This window comes from Rubrimonas cliftonensis, from assembly GCF_900107585.1.
Taxonomy (GTDB): Bacteria; Pseudomonadota; Alphaproteobacteria; order Rhodobacterales; family Rhodobacteraceae; genus Rubrimonas; species Rubrimonas cliftonensis.
In genome coordinates this window covers 20,691-43,909 of sequence record NZ_FNQM01000007.1, presented here as the reverse complement: position 1 = coordinate 43,909, position 23,219 = coordinate 20,691, and the positions used below count along the sequence as shown (strand labels likewise).

At 73.0% G+C, this 23,219-nt stretch carries 20 protein-coding genes; 12 read left to right on the top strand and 8 right to left on the bottom strand.

The window, feature by feature from the left end:
- Positions 1-37 precede the first annotated feature (37 nt).
- From BLW43_RS12605 to BLW43_RS12595, 3 genes are all read left to right on the top strand, one after another.
- A complete protein-coding gene (locus tag BLW43_RS12605; protein WP_093253974.1) occupies positions 38-1,384 on the top strand; it encodes an NAD(P)-binding domain-containing protein in 1,347 nt (448 codons plus the stop codon).
- A 4-nt stretch (positions 1,385-1,388) separates the two neighbouring features.
- Positions 1,389-3,716 carry a trimethylamine N-oxide demethylase gene (locus BLW43_RS12600; protein WP_093253973.1) on the top strand — a complete coding sequence of 776 codons (2,328 nt, stop codon included), beginning with the start codon at positions 1,389-1,391 and terminating at the stop codon, positions 3,714-3,716.
- Between the two features lie 94 nt (positions 3,717-3,810).
- Positions 3,811-4,620, top strand: a complete 810-nt coding sequence (locus BLW43_RS12595; RefSeq protein ID WP_245731039.1) for an aspartate dehydrogenase — start codon at positions 3,811-3,813, stop codon at positions 4,618-4,620.
- A gap of 46 nt (positions 4,621-4,666) precedes the next feature.
- Here the strand turns inward: BLW43_RS12595 and BLW43_RS12590 are convergent, their stop codons facing one another.
- The 3 genes from BLW43_RS12590 to BLW43_RS12580 are packed head-to-tail and all read right to left on the bottom strand — an operon-like array spanning position 4,667 to position 8,482.
- Complete coding sequence (locus BLW43_RS12590) at positions 4,667-6,919, bottom strand: xanthine dehydrogenase family protein molybdopterin-binding subunit (protein WP_093253970.1); 2,253 nt, start codon at positions 6,917-6,919, stop codon at positions 4,667-4,669.
- Positions 6,912-7,967 carry an FAD binding domain-containing protein gene (locus BLW43_RS12585; RefSeq protein WP_093253969.1) on the bottom strand — a complete coding sequence of 352 codons (1,056 nt, stop codon included), beginning with the start codon at positions 7,965-7,967 and terminating at the stop codon, positions 6,912-6,914. The genes BLW43_RS12590 and BLW43_RS12585 overlap by 8 nt, the downstream gene beginning before the upstream one ends.
- Positions 7,964-8,482, bottom strand: coding sequence for a (2Fe-2S)-binding protein (locus BLW43_RS12580; RefSeq protein WP_093253968.1), 519 nt, complete (start codon positions 8,480-8,482; stop codon positions 7,964-7,966). The genes BLW43_RS12585 and BLW43_RS12580 overlap by 4 nt, the downstream gene beginning before the upstream one ends.
- A gap of 170 nt (positions 8,483-8,652) precedes the next feature.
- Between BLW43_RS12580 and BLW43_RS12575 the strand changes: the two genes are divergently transcribed.
- The 9 genes from BLW43_RS12575 (at position 8,653) to BLW43_RS12535 (ending at position 17,589) form a co-directional block, all read left to right on the top strand.
- Entirely contained in the window at positions 8,653-9,252 is a 600-nt protein-coding gene (locus tag BLW43_RS12575; RefSeq protein ID WP_093253967.1) for a TetR/AcrR family transcriptional regulator, read from the top strand.
- 236 nt (positions 9,253-9,488) lie between these two features.
- A complete protein-coding gene (locus BLW43_RS12570) occupies positions 9,489-11,255 on the top strand; it encodes a PHA/PHB synthase family protein (RefSeq protein WP_425441182.1) in 1,767 nt (588 codons plus the stop codon).
- A 62-nt stretch (positions 11,256-11,317) separates the two neighbouring features.
- Positions 11,318-12,733 carry a bifunctional enoyl-CoA hydratase/phosphate acetyltransferase gene (locus tag BLW43_RS12565; RefSeq protein WP_093253964.1) on the top strand — a complete coding sequence of 472 codons (1,416 nt, stop codon included), beginning with the start codon at positions 11,318-11,320 and terminating at the stop codon, positions 12,731-12,733.
- 250 nt (positions 12,734-12,983) lie between these two features.
- Positions 12,984-13,250 carry a hypothetical protein gene (locus BLW43_RS12560; RefSeq protein WP_093253963.1) on the top strand — a complete coding sequence of 89 codons (267 nt, stop codon included), beginning with the start codon at positions 12,984-12,986 and terminating at the stop codon, positions 13,248-13,250.
- Positions 13,251-13,307: 57 nt separating this feature from the next.
- Positions 13,308-14,132, top strand: a complete 825-nt coding sequence (locus BLW43_RS12555) for a universal stress protein (RefSeq protein WP_093253962.1) — start codon at positions 13,308-13,310, stop codon at positions 14,130-14,132.
- A 122-nt stretch (positions 14,133-14,254) separates the two neighbouring features.
- A complete protein-coding gene (locus BLW43_RS12550) occupies positions 14,255-14,689 on the top strand; it encodes a phasin family protein (protein WP_093253960.1) in 435 nt (144 codons plus the stop codon).
- Between the two features lie 244 nt (positions 14,690-14,933).
- Positions 14,934-15,659, top strand: a complete 726-nt coding sequence (locus tag BLW43_RS12545; protein ID WP_093253959.1) for a GntR family transcriptional regulator — start codon at positions 14,934-14,936, stop codon at positions 15,657-15,659.
- Positions 15,660-15,693: 34 nt separating this feature from the next.
- Positions 15,694-16,659, top strand: coding sequence for a sugar phosphate isomerase/epimerase family protein (locus tag BLW43_RS12540; protein WP_093253958.1), 966 nt, complete (start codon positions 15,694-15,696; stop codon positions 16,657-16,659).
- Between the two features lie 3 nt (positions 16,660-16,662).
- Positions 16,663-17,589 (top strand): PfkB family carbohydrate kinase, encoded by a 927-nt coding sequence (locus BLW43_RS12535; protein WP_245731038.1) that lies wholly within the window; start codon positions 16,663-16,665, stop codon positions 17,587-17,589.
- Here the strand turns inward: BLW43_RS12535 and BLW43_RS12530 are convergent.
- From BLW43_RS12530 to BLW43_RS12510, 5 genes are read right to left on the bottom strand one after another with little or no spacing between them, the layout of a single operon-like run.
- Positions 17,574-18,407, bottom strand: coding sequence for an amidohydrolase family protein (locus BLW43_RS12530; protein WP_093253956.1), 834 nt, complete (start codon positions 18,405-18,407; stop codon positions 17,574-17,576). The two genes, BLW43_RS12535 and BLW43_RS12530, sit on opposite strands and share 16 nt — an antisense overlap.
- Positions 18,407-19,429, bottom strand: a complete 1,023-nt coding sequence (locus BLW43_RS12525; protein ID WP_093253954.1) for an aldo/keto reductase — start codon at positions 19,427-19,429, stop codon at positions 18,407-18,409. Before BLW43_RS12525 ends, BLW43_RS12530 begins: the two co-directional genes overlap by 1 nt.
- A 26-nt stretch (positions 19,430-19,455) precedes the next feature.
- A complete protein-coding gene (locus BLW43_RS12520; protein ID WP_093253953.1) occupies positions 19,456-20,370 on the bottom strand; it encodes a carbohydrate ABC transporter permease in 915 nt (304 codons plus the stop codon).
- A gap of 7 nt (positions 20,371-20,377) precedes the next feature.
- Positions 20,378-21,484: a carbohydrate ABC transporter permease gene (locus BLW43_RS12515; RefSeq protein WP_093253952.1), complete on the bottom strand. Its 1,107-nt coding sequence runs from the start codon at positions 21,482-21,484 to the stop codon at positions 20,378-20,380.
- Between the two features lie 59 nt (positions 21,485-21,543).
- A complete protein-coding gene (locus BLW43_RS12510; protein WP_093253950.1) occupies positions 21,544-23,217 on the bottom strand; it encodes a substrate-binding domain-containing protein in 1,674 nt (557 codons plus the stop codon).
- Positions 23,218-23,219: the final 2 nt, after the last annotated feature.

Below are 23,219 nucleotides of genomic sequence, written 5' to 3'. Positions count from 1 at the left end.
CGGTCGAAGCTGAGCGGCGAGCGGCAGGGAGAACGGCATGACTCGTGTGGCGATCATCGGCGCCGGGCCGAGCGGACTGGCCCAGATGCGCGCCTTCGCAAGGGCGCGGGACGCGGGCGCGACCATCCCCGAGATCGTGTGCTTCGAGAAGCAGGCGGACTGGGGCGGCCTGTGGACGCTGACATGGCGCACCGGTCTCGACGCCAGCGGCGAGCCGGTCCATGGCTCGATGTACCGCCATCTCTGGTCCAATGGTCCAAAGGAATGCCTGGAGTTCGCCGACTACAGCTTCGAGGAGCATTTCGGGCGGCCGATCCCCTCCTATCCGCCGCGGGCCGTGCTGCGCGACTACATCGCAGGCCGCGCGGAGAAGTCCGGCTTCCGCGACTGGATCCGCTTCGAGACCGTCGTGCGCCGGGTGGAGCCTTTCGGCGACGGCTTCACGGTGATCTCCGAGAACCTCGCGACCGGCGAGGAGGTCACGGACGACTTCGACAAGGTGATCGTCGCGACGGGACATTTCTCGACGCCGAACGTTCCGGAGTTCGAGGGGCTGGCCGATTTCCCCGGCCGCGTGCTGCACGCCCACGACTTCCGCGACGCGCGCAACTTCACCGGCCTCGACCTGCTGGTGGTGGGCGCGAGCTACTCCGCCGAGGATGTCGGCCTGCAGTGCTGGAAGTACGGCGCGAAGACGGTGACGATGACATGGCGCAGCGCGCCGATGGGCTTCAACTGGCCAGACCGGGTGGACGAACGCCCGCTGGTGACGCGCTTCGAAGGCGACGTCGCGCATTTCTCCGACGGCTCGTCGAAGCGTTTCGACGCCGTCCTGCTCTGCACCGGCTACAGGCACCACTTCCCGTTCATGGAGGAGAGCCTGCGCCTGCGCACGCGCAACCGCCTCTATGCGCCGGGTCTCTACAAGGGCGTGGCGTGGGCGGCCAATCCGAACGTGTTCTACCTCGGCATGCAGGACCAGTGGTACACCTTCACGATGTTCGACGCGGAGGCGTGGTACGCCCGCGACGTCATCCTCGGCCGCATCGCCCTGCCGGGGCCAGACGCGATGGAGGCGGACATGGCGGCGTGGGCCGCGCGCGAGGCGGCTGTCGACGGCGGCTACATGGCGATCGACTTCCAGACGGCCTATGTGCGGGAGCTGGCGCACGCGACGGACTATCCGCCCTTCGACCTCGCCAGCGCGGCGGCGAGCTTCAAGTCGTGGAAGCGCGACAAGGAGGCGTCCATCGTCGGCTATCGCGACAAGGCCTATCCCTCTCCCGTGACCGGAACGATGGCCCCCGTGCACCACACGCCCTGGGCCGACGCGATGGACGACGGCATGGAGACCTTCCTCGCCGTCCGCGCCGCGGCGGAATGATACCGTGACGGCGCTCGCGTCGCCGCCGCGCGGCCGACCGCGAGGCTCCGGCGTTGTGCGCCGCGGCCTCTCAGCGCCGGGCGTGGAGCGGCGGCGCGTGCCGGGCGGCGGCGCGCTGCTGCTCGACCTCGGCGCCGGCGACCGGCTGGAGATCGCCGACCCCGAGGGCGCCCAGCCCGCGCTTCTGGCGAGCTTCGACGCCGCGGGCGCCAGCGCTCCCGGCCTTTTCGGCGCGCCGGGGCCGCGCGCGCGGCTCGACGCGGCGCCCGCAGGCGGCGACCGGCTGCGCGCCGCCTGCCTGCGGCGGGGGATCGACCTGACGCGGGCCGACGCCGCGGCCGTCTTCGGCGCCGAAAGCCCGCCGGGCGCCACCGCGTCCTTCACCGCGACGGAGGCGGGCGTCGCGCTGATCGTCGCGCCGGGCGGCGCCATGGCGCCCGACGCGCAGACGCCGCCGACCGAGCTGCGCGTCGTCGTGACCCGCGCCGCCGCCGGCCCGTCCTTCCGGCGCAGGCCCACGGAGCCGCTCGCCGACGCGATGCTGGACATCCGTATCGACCCCGGCCGCGCCATCGCCTACGAGGTGCCGAAGGGCGGCTGGATTCAGATCCTCGACGTGCAGGGCCGCGAGTGTTCCGACTTCCAGGCCTTCAGCCGCCGCGCGCTCGACCGGGGCCGCCCGCGTGAGATCGACCCGACCGCCACCCGCTCCATGACCGGCGGCCTCTACCCGGCGCCGGGCCTCGGCGCGAAGTTCTTCAGCCAGGATCTCGAGCCGCTGGTCGAGGTGGTGCGCGACACCTGCGGCCGCCACGACATGTTCGGGCTGGCCTGCACCGCGCGCTACTACGCCGCGATGGGCTATCCGGGCCATGTGAACTGCTCCGACAACCTCAACCTTCAGGCGGCGCCCTGGAGCATCCCCGAACGCGAGGGCTGGCCGGCGGTCAACTTCTTCTACAACACCGCCCTCGACGAGGCGCTGCAGATCGGGCTCGACGAGCCGTGGTCGCGGCCCGGCGACTATGTGCTGCTGCGCGCCATGACCGATCTGGTCTGCTTCTCCACCGCCTGCCCCTCGGACATCGACGCCACCAACGGCTTCGACCCCACCGAGATCCAGGTCCGCGTGCATGGCCCGCAGGAGCGGTTCAGCCGCGCGACGGCCTGGCGCAAGACGCCCGACGCGGAGCCAGAGATGACCAAGGAGACCGGGTTCCACCCCCGCACGTCGGCGCTGACGGAGAGTTTCGCCGCCTACAACGGTTTCTGGCTGCCGAGCGTGTTCCCCGGCGAGGGCGCCGTCGGCGAATACTGGGCCTGCCGCGAGCGCGCCGCGCTCATCGACCTCTCGGCGCTGCGCAAGGTGGAGGTGATCGGGCCGGACGCGGAGAACCTGCTCCAGCTCTGCCTGACGCGGGACGTGCGGCGGCTCTCGGTCGGGCAGGTGAGCTATTCGGCGCTGTGCTTCGAGCATGGCGGGATGATCGACGACGGCACGCTCGCGCGGCTGGGGCCGGACAATTTCCGCTGGATCTGCGGCGCCGACGACAGCGCGCTCCACCTGCGCGAGACCGCCGGCGCCCACGGCCTCGACGCCTGGGTGAAGACCTCCACCGATCAGCTCTGCAACGTGGCGCTGCAGGGGCCGCTGTCGCGCGACATCCTCAAGGCCGTGCTCTGGACGCCGCCGGACCGCCCGGCGGCCGATTCGCTGGGCTGGTTCCGCTTCACCGTCGGCCGCATCGCCGGCTGGGAGGGCCCGGCTGTCGTGGTCTCGCGCACCGGCTACACGGGCGAGCTCGGCTATGAGTTGTTTTGCCACCCGCGCGACGCGGAAGCGGTGTGGGACGCGCTGCGCGAGGCCGGCGCGCCGCACGGTCTGGCGGCGATGGGGCTCGAGGCGCTCGACATGCTGCGCATCGAGGCGGGCCTCGTGGCGGCGGGCGCGGAGTTCTGCAGCAGGACCGACCCGTTCGAGGCCGGCATAGGCTTCGCGGTCTCGCTCAAGACCCCCGACGACTTCATCGGCCGCGCCGCGCTGGAGGCGCGCAAGGCCCATCCCCAGCGGCGGCTGATCGGCCTGCGGCTCGGCGGCGGGCGCATTCCCGGCCGGGGCGACGGCGTCTTCACGGGCCGCGCGCAGGTCGGCGAGATCACCTCCGCCACGCGGTCCCCCAGCCTCGGCGGCGTCATCGCGCTGGCGCGGGTCGACGTCGCCGCCGCCGGCCCCTTCGAGGTGGGCAGGCTCGACGGCTTCATGGAGCGCGCGCCCGCCGAGACGGCGCCGTTCCCGTTCTACGACCCTGAGAAGACCCGCGTGCGCGCCTGATCAGGGCGTCCGGGCCAGGCGCCCGGGCAGGACGCTTGCGCTCGGGCCGCGGGCGCCGATGCTGCGGGCGAGGTTCGGGATGCGGGAGCGGGCGATGGCCGTGCGGATGATGACGGTGGGCGTCGCGGGTCTCGGGGCCGCCGGCGGCGCGGTGGCCGCGCGCCTGCTGGCCGGCGCCGAGGGGCTTCGGCTGGGGGCGGTCAGCGTGCGCGACGAGGCCAGGGCCCGCGCCGCGCTGCCGGGCTTCGAGGGGCCGTTCCTCGCGCCCGACGCCCTGCATGCGGTCTGCGACGTGGTTGTCGAGTGCCTGCCGCCGGCGCTCTTTCGCACTGTCGCCGAGCCGACGCTGAAGGCGGGGCGCATCTTCATGCCGCTCAGCGTCGGCCAGCTGCTCGCCCACTGGGATCTCGTGGCGCTGGCCGAGGCCCATGGCGGCCGCATCGTCGCGCCCACCGGCGCGCTGCTGGGCTTCGACGCCGTGCGCGCCGTCGCCGAGGGCGAGGTGCGCTCGGTCACGATGGTCACGCGCAAGCCGCCGGCCGGGCTCGCCGGCGCGCCGTGGCTGGTCAGGAACGCCATCGACATCGACAATCTCGCCGCGCCGCTGCGCGTCTATCAGGGCTCCGTGCGCGAGGGCGCGCTGGGCTTTCCCGCCAACCTCAACGTCGCGGCCGCGCTCAGCCTCGCCGGCGTCGGGCCCGACCGCACCCTGCTGGAGGTCTGGGCCGACCCGACCGTGGACCGCAACACCCACAGCATCTCGGTCGAAGCGGACAGCGCCCGCTTCTCCATGACCATCGAGAACGTCCCCAGCCCCGGCAATCCCCGCACCGGCCGCATCACCGCCCTCAGCGTCATCGCGGCTCTCAGGAGCCTCGTCTCGCCCCTGCGCGTGGGAAGCTGAGCAAGCGGAGCGGGCGGCCGGGCGGCGCGCGGCGCGGCCCCGGCGGTCAGCCCATCAGCGCCTCGATGCGGATGGGGAAACGGCGCGCCCTCACGCCCGTGGCGTGCCAGATCGCGTTGGCGATCGCCCCTGCGGCGCCGGTGATCCCCAGCTCTCCCACGCCCTTCACGCCCAGCGGGTTGACCTGCGCATCGGCCTCGTCGACCAGCAGGACGTCCAGCGCCGGAATGTCCGCGTGCGAGGGCACATGGTAGCCGGCGAGGTCGGCGTTGATCACCCGGCCGCTGACCCGGTCGTGCTCCGCCTCCTCGTGGAGCGCGAAGGACAGGCCCCAGATCATGCCGCCCTCGAGCTGGCTGCGCGCCAGCAGCGGGTTGACGATCCGCCCCGCCGCGAAGGCGCCGACCATGCGCGTGACGCGGATCTGGCAGAGGTCGGGGTCCACCGCGACCTCCGCGAACACCGCGCCATGGGCGAACATGGCGCAGGCCTCGGCGACGGAGGGCGGCCGCGAGGCCGCTCCGCTTCCGACCACTTCGGACAGGCCGGCGCGGGCGAGGATCTCGCCGTAGCTCTCCGACCGGCTGTCGTCGTCGCGCCGGCGCAGCCTGCCGTCTCTGGCGACGAAGCCCGCGTTGTCAGCGCCGAAGAGCGGCGAGGCCGGGTCGGCGGCGGCGATCTCGAAAAGCTTCGCGAGCGCGTCGCCGCCGGCGGCGTGCAGCGCCGAGCCCGCCGTGGCGGTGTGGCCCGAGCCGCCGGCGATCCCGCCGTCAGGCAGGTCGGAGGAACCCGAGCGCAGCTCGATCCGCCCGGCGTCGAGGCCGACGCCGTCGGCCGCGATCTGCGCCAGCGCCGTCCAGGCGCCCTGCCCCATGTCGACGCCGGCGATCTCGAGCGCGGCCCCGCCGTCGGCCCGGATCGTCGCGCGCGCCTGCGCGGCGAACATGGTCGCGGGGAACTGCGCGGTGCCTATGCCCCAGCCGAGCAGGCGGCCCTGCGCGTCGCGCATCCGCCGCGGCTCCAGCGGTCGCCCGGCCCAGCCGAAGCGCCCGGCGCCGTCCGCGTAGCAGGCGCGCAGCGCCTTGGAGGAGAACGGCAGGCCGCTGGCGGGGTCGGTCTCGGCGTAGTTGAGCAGTCGGAACGCCAGCGGGTCGAGACCGGCGGCCAGCGCGGCCTCGTCGACGGCGCATTCCAGCGCCGCCGAGCCCGACGCCTCGCCCGGCGCGCGCATCGCCATCGGCGTGCCGATGTCGGCCCGCACGCCGCCATGGGAGACGGCGATGGCGGGCGCGGCGTAGAGGTTCTTCGAGGCGTTGGCGGCGGGCTCCACGAACTCGTCGAAGCTCGACGTCATGCCGTCCGAACGGTGCTCCAGCGCGGTGAGCCGCCCCTGCGCGTCGATCCCCAGCCGCAGCGTCTGCCGCGTCGCGCCGCGATGGCCCACGGGGCCGAACATCTGGTCGCGGCGCAGCGCGAGCTTCACGGGCCGCCCCAGCTTTCGCGCCGCGAGGACCGCGAGGACATGGGCCCCGGTCACGAGCGCCTTGGAGCCGAAGCCCCCGCCGATGAACGGCGTCCGGATCAGGACGTTCTCGGGCGGCGCGCCGAAGAACGCGGCGAACATCGCCCGGCCGAGCACGGGCGCCTGATGGGGCAGGTCGAGGATGAGGCGGTCGCCGTCCCACTGCGCGACGACGGCGTGCGGCTCCATAGCGTTGTGATACTGGGCCGGCGTCTCGTAATGCGCCTCGATCCTGCGCGCCGCCGTCGCCAGACCGGCCTCGACGTCGCCGCGCGAGAACTGCGGCGGGGAGCCGATGCCGACCGTCTCCGGCGCATAGGCCACGCCGCCCTCGAAGCCGAGGCGCGGGGCCTCGGCCTCGTAGCGCGGCGCCAGCAGCCGCGCGCCCTCGGCGGCGGCCTCCGGCGTCTCGGCGGTCACGAGCGCGATCGGCTGGCCGGCGTAGCGCACGCGGTCGTCCTGCAGCGCCTCGAACCGGAAGCTGAAGCGGTGCGGCTTGTCGTCGGGGTCCGCGGCGAGCGCGGGCCGGTTCGTCGGCGTCATCACGTCCAGAACGCCGGGATGCGCCAGCGCCGCCGCGACGTCGAGAACGCCGACGCGGCCGCGCGCGACCGTGCTGGTGGCGACGACGGCGTGCAGGAGGCCTTCGGGGCGGGCGTCGGCGGCGAAGGCGGCGGCGCCGGTGACCTTGGCGACCCCGTCGCGCCGCGTCATGGGCTGGCCGCTGTTCGACCCGAAGCGCGTCGGCGCTGGGCCGGGGGCGAAATCCTCAGGCATGGGCGGGCGCTCCGATGTCGGCGAAGGGCGAGGCGGGAAGGGCCGGCATGCGCTCGGGCGCGCCCGCGGCGGCAAGGGCGAGGGCGCGGGCGGCCGTGCGCCGCGCCAGTTCGATCTTGAAGGCGTTGTCGCCGGAGGGGCGCGCGGCTTCGAGGGCGGCCTCCGCTGCGGCGCGGAAGGCGCCGGCGTCCGGCGCGGCGCCAATCAGCGCCGCCTCCGCCTCCACCGCGCGCCATGGCCGGGCGGCGACCCCGCCGAGCGCGAGCCGCGCCTCCAGTATCGCGCCGCCCTCCACCCGCAGCGCGGCGGCGGCGGAGACGAGCGCGAAAGCGTAGGAGGTCCGCTCCCGCACCTTCAGATACCGCGAGAACCGCCCGAAGCCCGCGCCCGCCCCCGGCAGACGCAGGGCGACGATCAGCTCCCCCGGCGCCAGCGCGGTCTCTACATGAGGCGTGTCCCCCGGCAGCCGGTGAAGCTCGCGCAGGGCGACGTCGCGGCGGCCGCCGGGGCCCGCGATCTCGACCTGCGCATCGAGCGCCGCGAGCGGCACGCAGAAGTCGGACGGGTTGGCGGCGACGCAGCGCTCGCTCCAGCCGAGCACGGCGTGGCTGCGGCCGGCCTGGTCGCGCGCGTCGCAGCCGGCGCCGGGGTCGCGCCGGCCGCAGGCGGCCTCCGGCGTCTGGAACCACGCGCAGCGCGTGCGCTGCAGCAGGTTGCCGCCGACCGTCGCCATGTTGCGCAGCTGGCCGGAGGCGCCCGACAGCAGCGCCTCGACCACCATCGGGAAGTTGCGCCGCATCGCCGCGTCGCGCGCGACATCGGCGTTGCGGACCATGGCGCCGACGCGCAGCCCGCCATCGGTCAAGGGCTCGATCGCGTCGAGCCCCGGCAGGCGCGTGACGTCCACCAGCAGTTCGGGCCCCGCAGCGCCGGTCTTCATCAGGTCGAGCAGGTTGGTGCCGCCCGCCAGATACGCGGCGCCGGGCCGCGACGCCGCCGCCACGGCCTCCTCGACGGAAGTCGGGCGCAGATACTCGAATTTCCTCACGCCGCCCGCTCCCCGTCCTTGCCCATGCGCCCTTGCGCATCGCCCGCCATGCGCCGCTGCGCGTCGAGCACGGCGTCGACAATGCCCCGGTGGGCGCCGCAGCGGCAGAGGTTGCCGCTCATGCCCTCGCGGATGCGCTCCGGGTCGTCCCCCGCCTCGCCCTCGGCGATGAGCGCCACGGCGCTCATGATCTGGCCGGGGGTGCAGAAGCCGCACTGGAAGCCGTCATGGGCGATGAACGCCTCCTGAACCGGATGCAGCGCGCCGCCCTGCGCCAGCCCCTCGACCGTCAGCACGTCGGCGCCGTCCAGCCCGACGGCGAGCGTGAGGCACGCGTTCACGCGCCGCCCGTCGACCAGAACGGTGCAGGCGCCGCACTGGCCGCGGTCGCAGCCCTTCTTGGCGCCGGTGAGGCCGAGCCGGTCGCGGAGCAGGTCGAGCAGGGTCACGCGGGGGTCGTCGAGGGCGATCTCGCGCGCCTTCCCGTTGACGGTCATCGTCAGTCTGGGCGTCATGGAAGCGTCTCCTTTCCTGGAGTGCGCTGGAGCAGGGATCGATTTGGGGCGGCGGCCGTGCGACGGATGCGGAGCGGGGGCGCAGAGTTGGGGGCGGGGGCCCGGAGTCGCGCCCCGCTGCTGCGAAACATACGGAGGATGCCTCCGCTTATCAACCACGCAGGAGGACCATGTCGGAGGAGGAGGAGGGCCAGCCGGAGGGTGCGAGGGCGCGCAGGCCGCGGGCGGACTCGCTGCGCAACCGCGAGCGGCTGCTCGCCGCCGCCCGCGCGCTCTTCGCCGACGGCGGGCCGGACGCCAGCCTCGAGGCGGTCGCGCGGCGGGCGGGTTTCGGCATCGGCACGCTCTATCGCCACTTCCCCACCCGCGAGGCGCTGTTTCTCGCCGTCTACCAGCGCGAGGCGGATGAGCTCGTCGCTTTGGCCGAACGCCTGCGCGACCACGAGGATCCGCTCGACGCGCTGCGGCTATGGCTACGCGCCAGCGTCGGAATGGTTGCGACGAAGAAGGGGATGCTCGCCGTGCTCGCGCCCGCCGCCGGCGCCGCGGACGCGCTCTACGCCGACACGCGCCCGCGCCTGATCGACGCCCTCGGCGCGCTGCTGCGCCGCGCCGTCGACATGGGGCGCGCACGCGACGATGTCGGGCCGGAGGACGTTCTGCGGGCGCTCTACGGCTTCTGCCACATGGGCGGCGAGGCGCACTGGCGGGCTTCGGCGCTGCGGCTGCTCAACGTCTTCGTCGACGGCCTGCGCCCGGCGGCGCCCTGAGGCCGCCCGGTCCGGCTGATCTTCGAGGCCGACCGGCAAGCCCGCGCCACGATTTCCGACGCCGATCTTGCGCTGCGTCAATTCGGATCGCGGCGTTTCAGGCGACGCTCCGGCCCGCAACCGGACATCAGGAGCGCCCCGTGACAGTCTCGGCCCAGAAGCATCGCCAGAACGCCGCCGCGCCGCGCCGGGCGTCTCCCGAACGCGCCGCGCGTCTCGCCCCGCCGCCGCCGCCGCTGACGCAGACGCCGCCGCCAGCAGGCGAGCGCGACGACTACGCCGTGCGCGCCTTCGCCGAGGTCGCGGACCACGCCGCCCGCGCGATGGTCGCGCGGGCGACCGGGGGCCTCTCGCCCGCCGCCCTGTCGGCGATGTGGGCGGACTGGGCGGCGCATCTCGCGGCATCGCCGGGCAAGCAGGCGGAGCTGATGCAGAAGGCGCTCCGCAAGCAGTCGCGCTTCCTGCGCTACGCGGCGAGCTGCGCGCTCTCCGGCGGGGCGGCGGCGGCCTGCATCGAGCCGCTGGCTCAGGACCGCCGCTTCAACGACCCCGCCTGGGCGCAGTTCCCCTTCAACCTCGCGCACCAGGGCTTCCTGCTGACACAGCAGTGGTGGCACAACGCCACGACCGGCGTGCGCGGCGTGACGAGGGCCCATGAGAACGCCATGGAGTTCACCACGCGCCAGATGCTCGACATGGCCTCGCCGTCGAACTTCCCGCTGACCAACCCCGAGGTGCTGCGGCGCACGCGCGAGGAGTTCGGGATGAACCTCGTGCGCGGCGCGCGCAACCTGTGGGAGGATTTCGAGCGCGCAGCCGGCGGCAAGCCGCCGGCGCTCGACAGCCGCTTCGTCGTCGGGGAGACGCTGGCGATCACGCCCGGCAAGGTGGTCCACCGCAACCGCCTGATCGAGCTGATCCAGTATGCGCCCACGACGCCGACGGTGCGGCCCGAGCCGGTGCTGATCACGCCGGCCTGGATCATGAAGTACTACATCCTCGACCTGCGGCCGGAGAACTCGCTGGTGCGCTGGCTGGTCGCGCAGGGCTTCACCGTCTTCATGATCTCGTGGCGCAACCCCGGCCCCGAGGACCGCGACCTCGGCATGGACGACTACCGCCGGCTCGGCGTGATGGCCGCGCTCGACGCGATCGGGGCGATCTGCGGCGACGCCCCCGTGCACGCCGCCGGCTACTGCCTCGGCGGCACGCTGCTCTCCATCGCCGCCGCCGCGATGGCGCGCGACGGCGACGACCGGCTCGCGTCGATCACCTATTTCGCCGCGCAGAGCGATTTCTCGGAGGCCGGCGAGCTCATGCTGTTCATCAGCGAGAGCGAGGTGAGCTTCCTTGAGGACATGATGTGGGAGCAGGGCTTTCTCGACTCGCGCCAGATGGCCGGGGCCTTCCAGCTGCTGCGCTCCAACGACCTGATCTGGTCGCGGATGCAGCGCGTCTACCTCATGGGCGAGCGCGAGGCGGTCAACGACATGATGGCCTGGAACGCAGACGCGACGCGGATGCCCTACCGGATGCATTCCGAGTATCTGCGCCGGCTTTTCCTGGAGAACGCCCTTTCGGCCGGCCGGTTCATGGTGGAGGGGCGGCCGGTCGCGCTGACCGACATCCGCGCGCCGATCTTCGCCGTCGGGACCGAGACCGACCACGTCGCGCCCTGGCGCTCGGCCTACAAGGTCCACCTCCAGACCGAAACGGACGTGACCTTCGTGCTGACGAGCGGCGGCCACAACGCCGGCGTGATCTCCGAGCCGGGCCATCCGCGCCGCCACTTCCGCATCCGCGCCAGAGCCGCCTCGGCGATCTACCAGTCTCCGGAGGAATGGCTGGCGCAGACCGCGCCGCAGGACGGGTCGTGGTGGCCGTCCTGGGCGGCGTGGCTCGCCGAGCGGTCGGGCGCTGGCGTCGCGCCGCCGCCGATGGCGGGCGGCGCCGACCCCGCGACCCTTCCCGACGCGCCGGGCGGCTATGTCAGGGCGGCCTGAGTCAGGGCGGCCTGAGTGGCGGAACCCGCCATCGGCCCGCGCGCCTCTGGACGGAGGCTCCCATGGCGACGCCTGACGCCGCGATGGCGTTCATCGAGAACCGGACCTTCGACGAGATCGCCCTCGGCGACGCCGCGACGCTCACGCGCCCCCTCAATCTGAGCGACATCGCGCTCTTCGCGGTCGCCTCCGGCGACGTGAACCCCACCCATGTCGACGCGGAGTTCGCCGCGACGAGCCGCTTTCACCATGTGGTCGCCCATGGCATGTGGGGCGCGTCGCTGATCTCGGCGGTGCTCGGCACGAGGCTGCCGGGGCCGGGCGCGGTCTACGTCTCCCAGTCGCTGCGCTTCGAGAGGCCGGTCGCGCCCGGCGACGTCGTGACCGCGCGGGTCGAGGTGATCCGGCGCGAGCCCGCCGGTCGCCGGCTGACGCTGGCCTGCGCCTGCGTCAACGACAGGGGCGAGACGGTGATCTCCGGCGTCGCCGAGGTGATCGCGCCGGCGGAGAAGGTCAGGCGGCCGCGCGCGATCCTGCCGGAGGTGCACCTGCACGAGCATGGGGCCTGGCGCCGCCGCCTTCTCGCCGCGACGCGCGACCTGCCGCCGGTGAGCACGGCGGTGATCCACCCTTGCGACGCGGCGTCGATCTCGGGCGCGATGGAGGCGAAGCGGCTGGGCGTGATCCTGCCGATACTGGTCGGGCCGGCGGCGAAGATCAGGGCGGCGGCCGAGGCCGCCGGGGTCTCGCTGGACGGCGCGGAGATCGTCGACGCGCCCCACAGCCACGCGGCGGCGGAGGCCGCCGTGGCGCTCGTGCGCGACGGCAGGGCGGCGGCGCTGATGAAGGGCGCGCTGCACACCGACGAGGTGATGTCGGCGGTGGTGACGCGCGACGGCGGGCTGCGCACCGAGCGTCGCATGAGCCATGTCTTCGTGCTCGACGTGCCGACCTACCCCAAGCCCCTGCTCATCACCGACGCGGCCATCAACATCGCGCCCGACATCGAGGCCAAGCGCGACATCGTGCAGAACGCGCTGGACCTCGCGCGCGCGCTCGGGGTGGAGACGCCGAAGGCGGCGATCCTCTCGGCGGTCGAATCGGTCGACGTGAAGATCCCCTCCACGGTTGACGCCGCGGCGCTGTGCAAGATGGCCGAGCGCGGGCAGATCACGGGGGGGCTGCTCGATGGGCCGCTGGCCTTCGACAACGCGGTGTCGAGGGCCGCGGCCGCCGCCAAAGGCGTCGTCTCGGCGGTGGCGGGCGACGCCGACATCCTCGTGGCGCCGGATCTCGAGGCAGGGAACATGATCGCCAAGCAGCTCACCTATCTCGCAGGCGCGGAGTCGGCGGGCGTCGTGCTCGGCGCCCGCGTGCCGATCATGCTGACGAGCAGGGCCGACGGCCCCATGTCGCGCCTCGCCTCCGCCGCGCTGGCGCAGCTCTACGCCCACTGGCGGGCCGGGGTCCGGCGATGAGCGCGGCGGTCGTCTTTGTCAATGACGGCTCGTCGCCGCCGTCGAGCAGGCAGTGACCGCCCGGGCGGTCCGGGATTTCCCTGCGGCGCGCGCGGCGCAACGGGCCCGCCTGACGGGGCCCGCCCCCTGCGCGTCGCGCGGCGAAGCCCTCCCGCCTGTCCCGTGACCGACGATTGAGATCGATCAAGGCGCGGGCCGCGCAGCGGGCGCATTCTGGCGCGACCCCGGTTCAGCAACGGAGGTCGGATCGATGATCTCGCTCGAAGACTGCATCGCGCTGTGCGATCTCACGCCCGAGGAAGTCGCGGCGATCGCCGAACATGAGCACATGCCCGAGGTCTCCGCCGCGGCGCTGGGGGCCTATCTGCTGCACCGCGACAAGGGCGAGGCGGTCGTGATGGGCATGATCCGCGACGACATCAGGGCCGCCATCGCGGCGGGCGACGCGCGCCACGCCCGGCAGCTGGTCCACACCTACGCGCTTTTCGTGCGCGAGCATCCCCGCGTCGCGGGCTGAGGCGGCGCGACGGGCCGGCGCGCAAGGGCCGCTCGGCCCAAACGGAGGAGAGGCGTCATGTACAGGACCATCATGACCGTCGCCGACGGCGAGCCGCGCTCCCTGCGGCGGTTGCAATGCGCCGCAGAGCTCGCCCGCCGGTTCGACGCGCATCTCAGCGTTCTGGCGTTCGGCGAGCTGCCAATGCCGGCGATCCTCGCCATGGCCGACGACGGCGGCGCGATGATGGCGGAGGTGTTCACGCAGAACCTCCGCGACGCCGAGGCGCGCGCCGGCAGGGTCGAGGCCGAGCTCGCCCGCGAAGGCGTGCCCTTCGACGTTGAGCCGCTTGCGGCGATGGAGACCGGCGTCGCGCGGCTGGTCGGCCGGCTCGCCCGCTTCGCGGACCTGGTGGTGCTCGACCAGCCGGGCCCCGACGACGCCGAGACGGCGCAGGGCGCCGCCCTGCACGGCGCGCTCTTCGAGGCTGGCGCGCCGACGCTCGTGCTGCCGCCATCGGCAGGGCTGACGCAGGGCCGGTCGGCGCTGATCGCATGGGACGACAGCCGCGAGGCGCTGAAAGCGGTGCGCGGCGCCATGCCGTTCCTGCGCGCGGCGTCCGCGATCGAGATCGTCGTCGTGGACCCCGACGGCGATCAGGCGACGTCGAGCGAAGGTCTTGCGCTGATGCTGTCGCGCCACGGGCTTTCCGTCGGCGTCTCGACGATCGCGCCGGCCGGCCGCTCCACGAGCGACTTGCTGCGCCAGCGCATCCGCGACACGTCGAGCGACCTGCTCGTGATGGGCGCCTACGGCCACTCGCGCCTGCGCGAGGCGATCCTCGGCGGCGTGACGGCTGAGATCCTCGCCGACGCCCCGGCGCCGGTGCTGATGGGCCGCTGAGAGGAACGGGGGCGACGGGAAGCCGCAGGCGCGCCGTCCGCCGACCCTGCGGGCGCCGCGCCCGATCAAGGCGGGCGCGACGCGCCGCGGCGAGTGAAGTCTGCAGGGAGAGGAGAAGTGCGATGACGAGACATGACGCCGGCCCAACCGCCGGGACCCGCCACGCGGCGCAGCAGGCCCCCTTCGACCCCGCGGCGATGCTGGAGCCGAGCCGCAGGGCCATGGAGGCCGCAACCGAGGCCCATGCCCGCATGCTTCGCCAGATGGCCGAGTTCGGCGGCGAGATGCTGCGCTTCGCGGGCCGGCGCATCGAGCAGGACCGGTTCGCGGCGCAGAAGCTCGCCGAATGCCGCACGCCGCAGGACGCGCTCCACGCCTATGGCGACTTCCTGCGCGACGCGACGCGGGACTATTCCGAGGAGATGGGGCGACTCGGCGACATCTGCGGCGCGCAGACCCGCGAGGCCATGGCGCTCGCGGCGGCGTTCTCGCCGGGCCTGCGGCGCCCGCCGCAGGCCGCAGGCTCGGATCGCGCGGCGCCGGTCGGCGGCGCCTGAGCCGACGGTCCCGCGGCGCGCGCCTGGTCGCGGCGCTGCGGGACCGGACCGCAGCGCCCCCGCGGGGCCGTTACTCACGGTCGGGCCAGTGGGCGGGGACTGTGGGCGGGGACTGTGGGCGGGGACTGTGGGCGGGGACTGTGGGCGGGGACTGTGGGCCGGAACCCTTCGGAGTGTACGTCCGCCGCCGGGAGCCGTCAGAGGCGCCGCTTGACAGCGCGCGACCCTTTGCTAGCGTGCTAGCATGTCAGTTTCAGGCGAGGCCGAGGTCAACCGCGGGGCGCAGGCGCTGCAGCCGCTGGACCGGTTCGCGGGCTCGCTGGGGCAGAAGGTCTACGCCGCCCTGCGCCACGCGATCCTGACGCTGGAGCTGCGGCCGGGCGAGGCGCTGCGCAAGCCCGAGCTCTGCGCGCATTTCGGCGTCTCCCGCTCGCCGGTGTCGGACGCCATGCTGCGGCTTGCGGCGGAGGGGCTGGTCGACGTCGCGCCGCAGGCCGGCACCTTCGTCGCGCGCTTCTCGATGAACGACCTGCGCGAGGGCGCCTTCCTGCGCGAGGCCATCGAGGTCGCCGCGGTCGAGCGGGTCGCGGCGCGCGCCGACGCGGCGCAGATCGTCCAGCTCAGCCGAGCGCTCGCGATGCAGGCGGCGCTGGTGACCGAGGGCGACCACGCCGGCTTCTATGCGCTGGACTACGAAATGCACGAGATGCTGCTGAGCTTCACCGGCTACCGGCGCGTCGCGCTGGTGGCGCAGACCGCCTGGCACAACGTGAACCGGGCGCGGCGGCTCATCCTGCCGGCGCCGGGGCGCGTCGAGGCGACGCTGGAAGAGCATCGCGTCATCGTCGACGCCGTCGCCGCGCGTGACCCCGCCGCGGCGAGCGCCGCGATGCGCGCGCATCTGCGCCAGCTCATCCGCTACCTTGAGCCGCTCGAACGCGAGCGCCCCGATTACTTCGTCCCGTCCTGACGGCGCGCCAGCGCCGCCCGCCTGCGAGGTTCCGATGTCAGATCGCCCCAACCGTCCGCGCTATGCGGCGCGCCTCAACGCCTTCGGCGCGCGCGACGGCGTGGCGGAGATGATCCGGCGCGCCGGCGCCGTTCCCGGTCTCGACGCCGCCGACCTGAATTTTCCCGACCATGTCGAGGGCCATGCGCCGCAGGCGCTGGGCGCCATGCTCTCGGACGCGGGCCTCGCGCTCAACGGCTTCGCGATGCGCTACTACGGCGACCCGCGGCTGAAGCTCGGCGCCTTCACCCATCCCGACGCCGCGATCAGGCAGGCCGCCGTCGACCTCACCCGGCGCGGGCTCGACGCGCTGGCGGCGACGGGCGGGCGGCTGATGACGGTCTGGGCGGGGCAGGACGGCTGGGACTACGCCTTCCAGGCCGACCACGCCCGGATGTGGGACATGACCGCCGAAGCGCTCGCCGCCATCGCCGACCACAACCGCCAGATCGAGGTCTCGGTGGAGTACAAGCCCAACGAGCCGCGCGCCTTCTCGGTGCTGCCCGACATGGCGACGACGCTGCTGATGCTGTCGGAGGTCCGCCGCGACAACCTCGGCGTGACGCTCGACTTCGCCCATGCGCTCTACGCCGGCGAGAGCCCCGCGCGCGCCGCGACGCTGGCGGCGCGGTCGTCGCGGCTGCTCGGGGTGCATCTCAACGACGGCTACGGCAAGCGCGACGACGGGCTGATCGCGGGCGCCGTCCACCCCGCTCAGACGGTGGAGCTGTTCGTCGCTTTGGAGCGCATCGGCCATGACGGCGTGATCTACTTCGACACCTTCCCCGACGCCTCGGGGACCGACGCCGCCGCCGAGGCCGGGGCCAGCATCGCGCTCGTGGAGAAGCTGCGCGCCGTGGCGCGGACGCTCGCGGCGGACCCGGAGCTGGCGGCGGCGACCGCGCGGCAGGACGCGCCGGCCACGCAGCGCCTTCTCGCCCGCGCCCTCTACGGGGCGTGAGGCGTGGCGGGCTCGCCGCGGATCGAGGTGCTCGTCGCCGGCGCCCTGCACCATGACGTCGTGGTGGACGCGCCGCGACTGCCGGCGCTCGACGAGACGCTGATCGGCGCCGGCGTCGACTACCGCCTCGGCGGCAAGGGCGCCAATCAGGCGGTCGCGGCGGCGCGGATGGGCGCGGCGACGGCGATGGCGGGGCGCGTGGGCGCGGACGCCGCGGGCGCGGCGATGCTGGCGGCGCTCGACGCGGCGGGGGTGGACCGGCGGCGGGTGATCCGCGGGCCCGGCGCCTCCGGCATGAGCGTCGCGATCGCCGCGCCGGGCGGGGACTACGCGGCCGTGGTCGTCTCGGGCGAGAACGCGCGGTTCGACGCGCGCGACACGGCTTTGCCGGAGGGGCTGAGGCTGCTGCTGCTCCAGAACGAGACCTCGGAGGCCGCCAGTCTCGCGCTCGCGCGGGCCGCCGCCTGCGCCGGGGCGGAGGTGCTGCTCAACGCCGCGCCCTGGCGGCCGCTCCCGCCCGCGCTCGTCCGCGACTGCGCCCTGATCGCGGCGAACCGGGTCGAAGCCGCGCAGATGCTCGGGACCGACCCCGACGCGCTCGATCCGCTGGCGGCGGCGGCGGCGCTGCGCGCGCTCGGCGCGGGGGCGGCCGTCGTGACGCTCGGCGCGGCGGGGCTGGCGCTGGCGGCGGAGGACGGCCAGCCGACGCTAAAGCCCGGCTTCCGCGTCGCGCCGGTCTCCAGCCACGGCGCGGGCGACATGTTCATGGGCGCGCTGGCGGCGGCGCGGGCGCGGGGCGCGGCGTGGGCGGACGCCGCGCGCTTCGGACAGGCCGCGGCGGCGCTCTTTGTTTCGACGCCGGTGGCCCAAAGGGCGGGCGTGGACGCCGCCGCCGTCGCCCGCTTTCTCGCCGCTCAGCCCAGCCCGTAGAAGGCCGCGGCCGTTCCGCCGAAGACGCGGGCACGGTCGGGCTCGGAAAGGCCCGCCGTCAGCGCCTCGGCGGCGGCGAGCCAGTCGCCATGCTCCGCGCGCAGCCGCACCACCGGCCAGTCGGAGCCCCACATGACGCGCTCCGGCCCGAAGACCGAGAGCACATGCGCCGCGTAGGGCCGCAGATCGTCGATGGTCCACCCTGGCGCGGCCTCGGTGACGAGGCCGGAGAGCTTGCAGAACGCCCCCGTCTCGCCGGCGATGCGCGCCATCCCCTCCGCCCACGCGTCGAAGCCGCCGGGGTCCAGCGCGATCTGCGGCTTCATGCAGTGATCGACCACCGCCGGCAGGTCCGGCCAGCGCCTCAGCAGCGTCAGGAAATGCGGCAGGTGGCGCGGAAAGCCCAGCGCGTCGAAGCGCAGGCCGAGGTCGCAGAGCGCGCGGAAGGCCCAGACGTGGTCCTCGCGCAGCATCCAGGCGTCGTCGGGGATGTCCTGGATCATGGGGCGCACCCCGCGCAAGGCGGCATGGCCCGAGAGACGGCGCAGATCGGCCAGCGCCGCGGGCTGCTCGAAGTCCACCCAGCCGACGACCGCCTTCACATGCGGCGTCGCGTCGGCGATCCCGAGCAGGTGCTCCGTCTCCGCCACGGTAGGCGCCGCCTGCACCAGCACCGTGGCGTCGATGCGGCCGGCGTCGAGCTGCGGCTGCAGCTCCGCGGGACCGTAGTCGCGCGACAACACAGGGTCGTCCGCCGGCATCCAGCCATAGTCGCCGCGAACGGGGTTCCAGTAGTGCTGGTGCGCGTCGACGCGCATCACACGGGCGCGTCGGCGCGCATGAGACCCTCGGCCTTGAGCTCCGACCAGAGCGCGGCGGGAATCTTCGCGGCGGCGGCGGCGAGGTTGCTCTCCATCTCCGCCATCCCCTGTCCGCCGGGGATGACCGATACAACCACCGGGTGATGCAGCGGGAACCGGAAGGCGGCGTCCACGAGGCGCACGCCATGGCGCCGGCAGATCGCCTCGATCCGCGCCACGCGCTCCAGGACCAGTTCCGGCGCGGGGTCGTAGTTGTAGAACGCGCCCGGCTTCGGCCCGGTGGCGAGGATGCCCGAATTGTAGGCCCCGCCGATGACCACGCCCACGCCGCGCCTGCGGCAGAGCGGCAGGAAGCTCTGCAGCGCCTCCTGCTCCAGCAGCGTGTAGCGGCCGGCCAGCAGGAACAGGTCGAAGTCGCCGCGCTCCAGCATCCACTGACACGGCCGCCACTCGTTGACGCCGGCGCCGAAGGCGGTGATCACGCCCTCGTCGCGCAGCTTCAGCAGCGCGCGGTAGCCGCCCCCCATGAACTCGGCGAGCTTCTCGTCCAGCGCCGCCTGCGAACCATGGTTGAACACGTCGATGTCGTGAACGAACAGGATGTCGACCCGGTCGACGCCCAGCCGCTCCAGCGAGAACTCGAAGGAGCGCATCACCCCGTCATAGCCGTAGTCGTAGACCTCGGCGCGCGCGGGCACGTCGAACCACTTGCCGTGGCCGGTGCGCTTCTGCTCTGTCGTCGCCTTCAGCAGCCGGCCGACCTTGGTGGAGAGCACGTATTCGTCGCGCGGCTTGCCGCGCAGGAACCGGTTGATCCGCGTCTCCGACAGGCCGAGCCCGTAGAGCGGCGCGGTGTCGAAGTAGCGCGCCCCGCCCGCCCAGGCGGCTTCGAGGATCGCCTGCGCCTCCTCGTCGGAGATCGCCCGGTAGAGGTTGCCGAGCGGCGCCGACCCGAAGCCGAGTTCGGTGAAGGTCAGCGAGCGCCCGTCCCGCGCCCATGTCCGCGTGTTGATCGCCAAGTTCGGTCCCCTTGCGGCCGCCCGGCCTATTTCACTGCGCCGGCGGCCATGCCCTGAACGATGTAGCGCTCCAGCACAATCGCCATCGCCAGCAGCGGCGCGATGGCGGCGGTGGAGAGCGCGGCCATCGACCACCAGTTGATGCCCTGGCTGCCGGTCTGGCTCGCCACCATCACCGGCAGGGTGTTGGCGTGGGTCGAGGTCAGCAGCGCGGCGAAGAAATACTCGTTCCAGCACAGCACGAGGCTCAGCAGGAAGGCCGAGACCATCCCCGGCAGCACGATGGGCAGCACGATCTGCGCGAAGGCGCCCCAGACCGAAAGCCCGTCGACCATCGCGGCCTCCTCCAGCTCCACCGGCACGGCGGAGAACTGGTCGCGCATGATCCAGATGACGATGGGCAGCACGGTCAGCGCATAGAGCAGGATCAGCCCGATCTGCGTGTCGAGCAGCGCCATCTCGCGGTAGAGCACGAGGAACGGCAGCGCCAGAACCACCGGCGGCAGGATGAGCTGGCTGAGGAAGAAGAACGAGATGTCGGGGTTGCGCATCGGCCCGAACCGGTAGCTGAAGCGCGACAGGCCATAGGCGGCCAGCGAGCCCAGCGTCACCGCCAGCGCCGAGGCCGAGACCGACACGATCAGCGAATTGACGAAGCGCTTGAGGAACTCCTCGCGCGGCGTCGACGGGCCGAGGATCGTCTCGGGCGACAGGCCGAGCGAGCGCCAGCCGCGCCAGTCCGGCGTGAACTCCAGCCAGGGCAGGATGTCGCCCTGCATCACGTTGGGCGCCGCCTTGAACGAGGTCGTCAGCGTCCAGAAGATCGGGAACAGGCAGATGAAGGCCCAGAGCGCCAGCGCGCCGTAGATCGCGACGCGCGAGAGCCGCCGGCGCAGGCGGGGCGGGGCGTTCCGCCCGGCATTCATCTCGACGGCGGTCATGCGCTCCTCACATCTCGCGCCGCAGGCCGCGGTTGGCGAGCTTCATCAGCACCGTGATCGCGACCACGATCACCACGAGGTAGAACATCGCGAGCATGGTGCCGTAGCCGACGTTGGAGCGGTCGCGGTACTCGCGGAAGATGAAGCTCGTCACGCTGTCGGTCGCGCCCCCCGGCCCGCCGGCCGTCACCGTGATCACGATGTCGGCGAGCTTGAGCTTGAAGATCAGCCGGATCAGCAGCGCCGTGATCGTGACCGGCAGCATCAGCGGGAAGATCACCTCGCGGAACGTCGTCCACGGCCCGGCGCCGTCGACCTTCGCGGCCTCCAACACCGACTTGTCGAGCGACTGGAGCCCGGCCAGCAGGATCACCATCATCAGCGGGATCCACGTCCAGCCGTCCATGATCATGATCGCCGCGCGCGCGATGGCGGGGTCGGAGAAGAAGGCGGGATTGTCCCAGCCCAGCTCGCGCGCCAGCCGCGCCACCGGGCCGAAGCGCGTCTCCATCATCGACTTGCCGACCATCCAGCTCACCGCCACCGGCGAGAGCATCAGCGGCAGCAGGAACGCCACGCGGAAGAAGCGCCGGGCGCGGATCTCGCTGTTGAGCATCAGCGCCAGCCCGAAGGCGATGGCGTATTCCACAAGGATCGCGAGGCAGTACCAGACCATGTTGGTCATGGCGTTCCAGTAGAACGGGTCCGCCCACATCAGCCGCAGGTTCTCCACCCCGTTGAAGCTGCGCCCCTGCGCCGAGGCGAGGTTCCAGTCGGAGAACGCGATGGAGAGGCCGAACAGCAGCGGGAACACCACCATCGCCAGCACGAACAGCGCCGCGGGCAGCACGAAGAGCGCGCGCCGCCCCTGCTCGCCGCGCGCCAGCGCCTGCCCCCAGCAGAGCAGCACGCAGAAGGCGAGATAGGCGTAGAGGGTCGGACGCCAGTTCGCGAAACCGATCTCGACCACGCCGCCGGCGTCGAGCGCCTGCGCCAGCGCCATGGCGGCGAACAGCAGCGCGCCGCCGCGCATCATCGCGCGCCCGAGACGCCGACGCCCCGGCGCGACGGCGTCGGGCGTCACGATGTGGAGGACGTCGCCCTGCGCCTGCATGTCCCGGCTTCCGGCAAGAGAGAGGTGTCGGGGCCGGCGCGCGGCCGGCCCCGCGCGCGTCAGAGCCCCAGCGAGGCCTTGTAGATTTCGATCTGGCGGTCGCGCCCGATCTGGTCGGTGATCTTCTCCCAGGCCGCCGCGATGGCGTCGGCGGTCTCCTGCGCCGAGCCGTACTGGCCGGCGTAGCCCTTCGCCAACTCGTCCTCTGCGACCGAGTAGTACTGGAAAATGCCGGGGATGCGGGGCTCGATGGCGGCGTTGGGGTGGTTGTAGCTGTCGAGGTTGGAGCCGAGATAGTCGGCGACATAGGCGCGGTCGTAGCCTGCCTGCTCCCACTCGGCATAGTCGAAATGCGAGTTGCGGTAGGGCTGGAAGCCCGACGGATAGGCCGAGGTCCAGAGCGAGATGTCGCGCCCGCCCAGATGCGCCGCCGCCGACCACGCCGCCTTCTGGCGCTTGGGGTCGGCGTCCACCCGCGCCATGACGTAAACGCCCCATCCGATATACGCCATGTTGGGCGCCTCGTTGCGGCCCTGCTCCCACGCGCCGGTCCGCGCGTTGTACACTTCGTCTGCGCCCGGCAGCGCGCTGAAGCCCACCACGTCGCCAACCACGGAGGTGTCGGAGGTGCGGGCGCTGGAGCCGACGTCGCCCCACCATGTCAGCATCCCGCCGGTGCCGGCGAGAAACTGCTGGAAGGCCGTCGTGCCGGGGTCGGCGTTGATCTGGTCCGCCGGGTAGGCGTTCGGCGTGGCGATGAGGTCCATGACCTCCTGGATCGCGCGCACGAAAGCCGGGTTGTTGACCCGCGGCGTCATCGTGTCGGGGTCGAACAGCCAGGACGGGTCGTCGGGGTGCTTGGCGTAGGCGGTGGCGCGGTCCTCCAGGAAATAGAAGCCGAAGCCGCCCCAGCCCTTGAGCGGGTCAAGGAAGCCGTGCGCGCCGAGCCCGGTCAGCGGGTCGGCCTTGCCGGCGAGGAACTTCGAATGCGCGTTGACCTGGGCCCAGGTGGTCGGCGGCGCCCAGTCGCCGGCCCCGCCCGAGGCCTTCCACGCCTCCGCGAAGGCGGAATCCTCATAGTAGTCCTTGCGGTAGGCGAAGGTGTGGCAATCGCCGTCGATCGAGATGCGGTAGGTCTTGCCGTCCCATGTCCCGACCGGGGCCTTCAGGTAGTCCACGTAATCGTCCATGTCGATCAGCGACTTCACCCAGCCCGGCATCTCGGAGGCCATCCCGCGGCCGAGCACGTCGCCCTCGAAGGGCGCCCCCATCTCGACGATGTCGAAGTCGACCGTGCCGGTGGCGATGCTCTGCTGCAGGCGGGCGTTGTAGTCGGCCTGCGCGAGGTCGATCCAGTTGATCGTCGCGCCGGTGTAGTCCTCCCACGGGCGCAGGAAGCCGCGAAACAGGAAGTTGTGCAGGTTCTGGTTGTTGAGCCCCATGAAGGTCAACTCGACACCGGCGAATTCGCCCTGGGCCACCGTCTCGCGCGTGGCGCCGAGGCACATCTCGCCCACCTTGCGCCAGTCGGCGTCCGCCGGCGAGCCCATGCCGACGCCGGGGATCCTGAGCAGGTCGGCGCGGAAGCCCGCGTCCGCCCAGGCCGGCCGCACCGAGACGCCGGTCGCGACGCCGCCCATCGCGCCCATGGCCCCGAGGCTGGCGGCGCCCTTCATCACGGACCGGCGCGAAAGGCCCCGGCGCGTCAGCAGTTCGTACAGTCCCGGCTTCATGG

Coding starts and splice junctions, on each gene's coding strand:
- BLW43_RS12580 (WP_093253968.1), bottom strand. CDS start 8,482: ATGACGCCCAGACTGACGATGACCGTCAACGGGAAGGCGCGCGAGATC.
- BLW43_RS12550 (WP_093253960.1), top strand. CDS start 14,255: ATGACGAGACATGACGCCGGCCCAACCGCCGGGACCCGCCACGCGGCG.
- BLW43_RS12515 (WP_093253952.1), bottom strand. CDS start 21,484: ATGCAGGCGCAGGGCGACGTCCTCCACATCGTGACGCCCGACGCCGTC.
- BLW43_RS12520 (WP_093253953.1), bottom strand. CDS start 20,370: ATGACCGCCGTCGAGATGAATGCCGGGCGGAACGCCCCGCCCCGCCTG.
- BLW43_RS12540 (WP_093253958.1), top strand. CDS start 15,694: ATGTCAGATCGCCCCAACCGTCCGCGCTATGCGGCGCGCCTCAACGCC.
- BLW43_RS12530 (WP_093253956.1), bottom strand. CDS start 18,407: ATGCGCGTCGACGCGCACCAGCACTACTGGAACCCCGTTCGCGGCGAC.
- BLW43_RS12575 (WP_093253967.1), top strand. CDS start 8,653: ATGTCGGAGGAGGAGGAGGGCCAGCCGGAGGGTGCGAGGGCGCGCAGG.
- BLW43_RS12555 (WP_093253962.1), top strand. CDS start 13,308: ATGTACAGGACCATCATGACCGTCGCCGACGGCGAGCCGCGCTCCCTG.
- BLW43_RS12595 (WP_245731039.1), top strand. CDS start 3,811: ATGGCCGTGCGGATGATGACGGTGGGCGTCGCGGGTCTCGGGGCCGCC.
- BLW43_RS12605 (WP_093253974.1), top strand. CDS start 38: ATGACTCGTGTGGCGATCATCGGCGCCGGGCCGAGCGGACTGGCCCAG.
- BLW43_RS12565 (WP_093253964.1), top strand. CDS start 11,318: ATGGCGACGCCTGACGCCGCGATGGCGTTCATCGAGAACCGGACCTTC.
- BLW43_RS12545 (WP_093253959.1), top strand. CDS start 14,934: ATGTCAGTTTCAGGCGAGGCCGAGGTCAACCGCGGGGCGCAGGCGCTG.
- BLW43_RS12590 (WP_093253970.1), bottom strand. CDS start 6,919: ATGCCTGAGGATTTCGCCCCCGGCCCAGCGCCGACGCGCTTCGGGTCG.
- BLW43_RS12560 (WP_093253963.1), top strand. CDS start 12,984: ATGATCTCGCTCGAAGACTGCATCGCGCTGTGCGATCTCACGCCCGAG.
- BLW43_RS12510 (WP_093253950.1), bottom strand. CDS start 23,217: ATGAAGCCGGGACTGTACGAACTGCTGACGCGCCGGGGCCTTTCGCGC.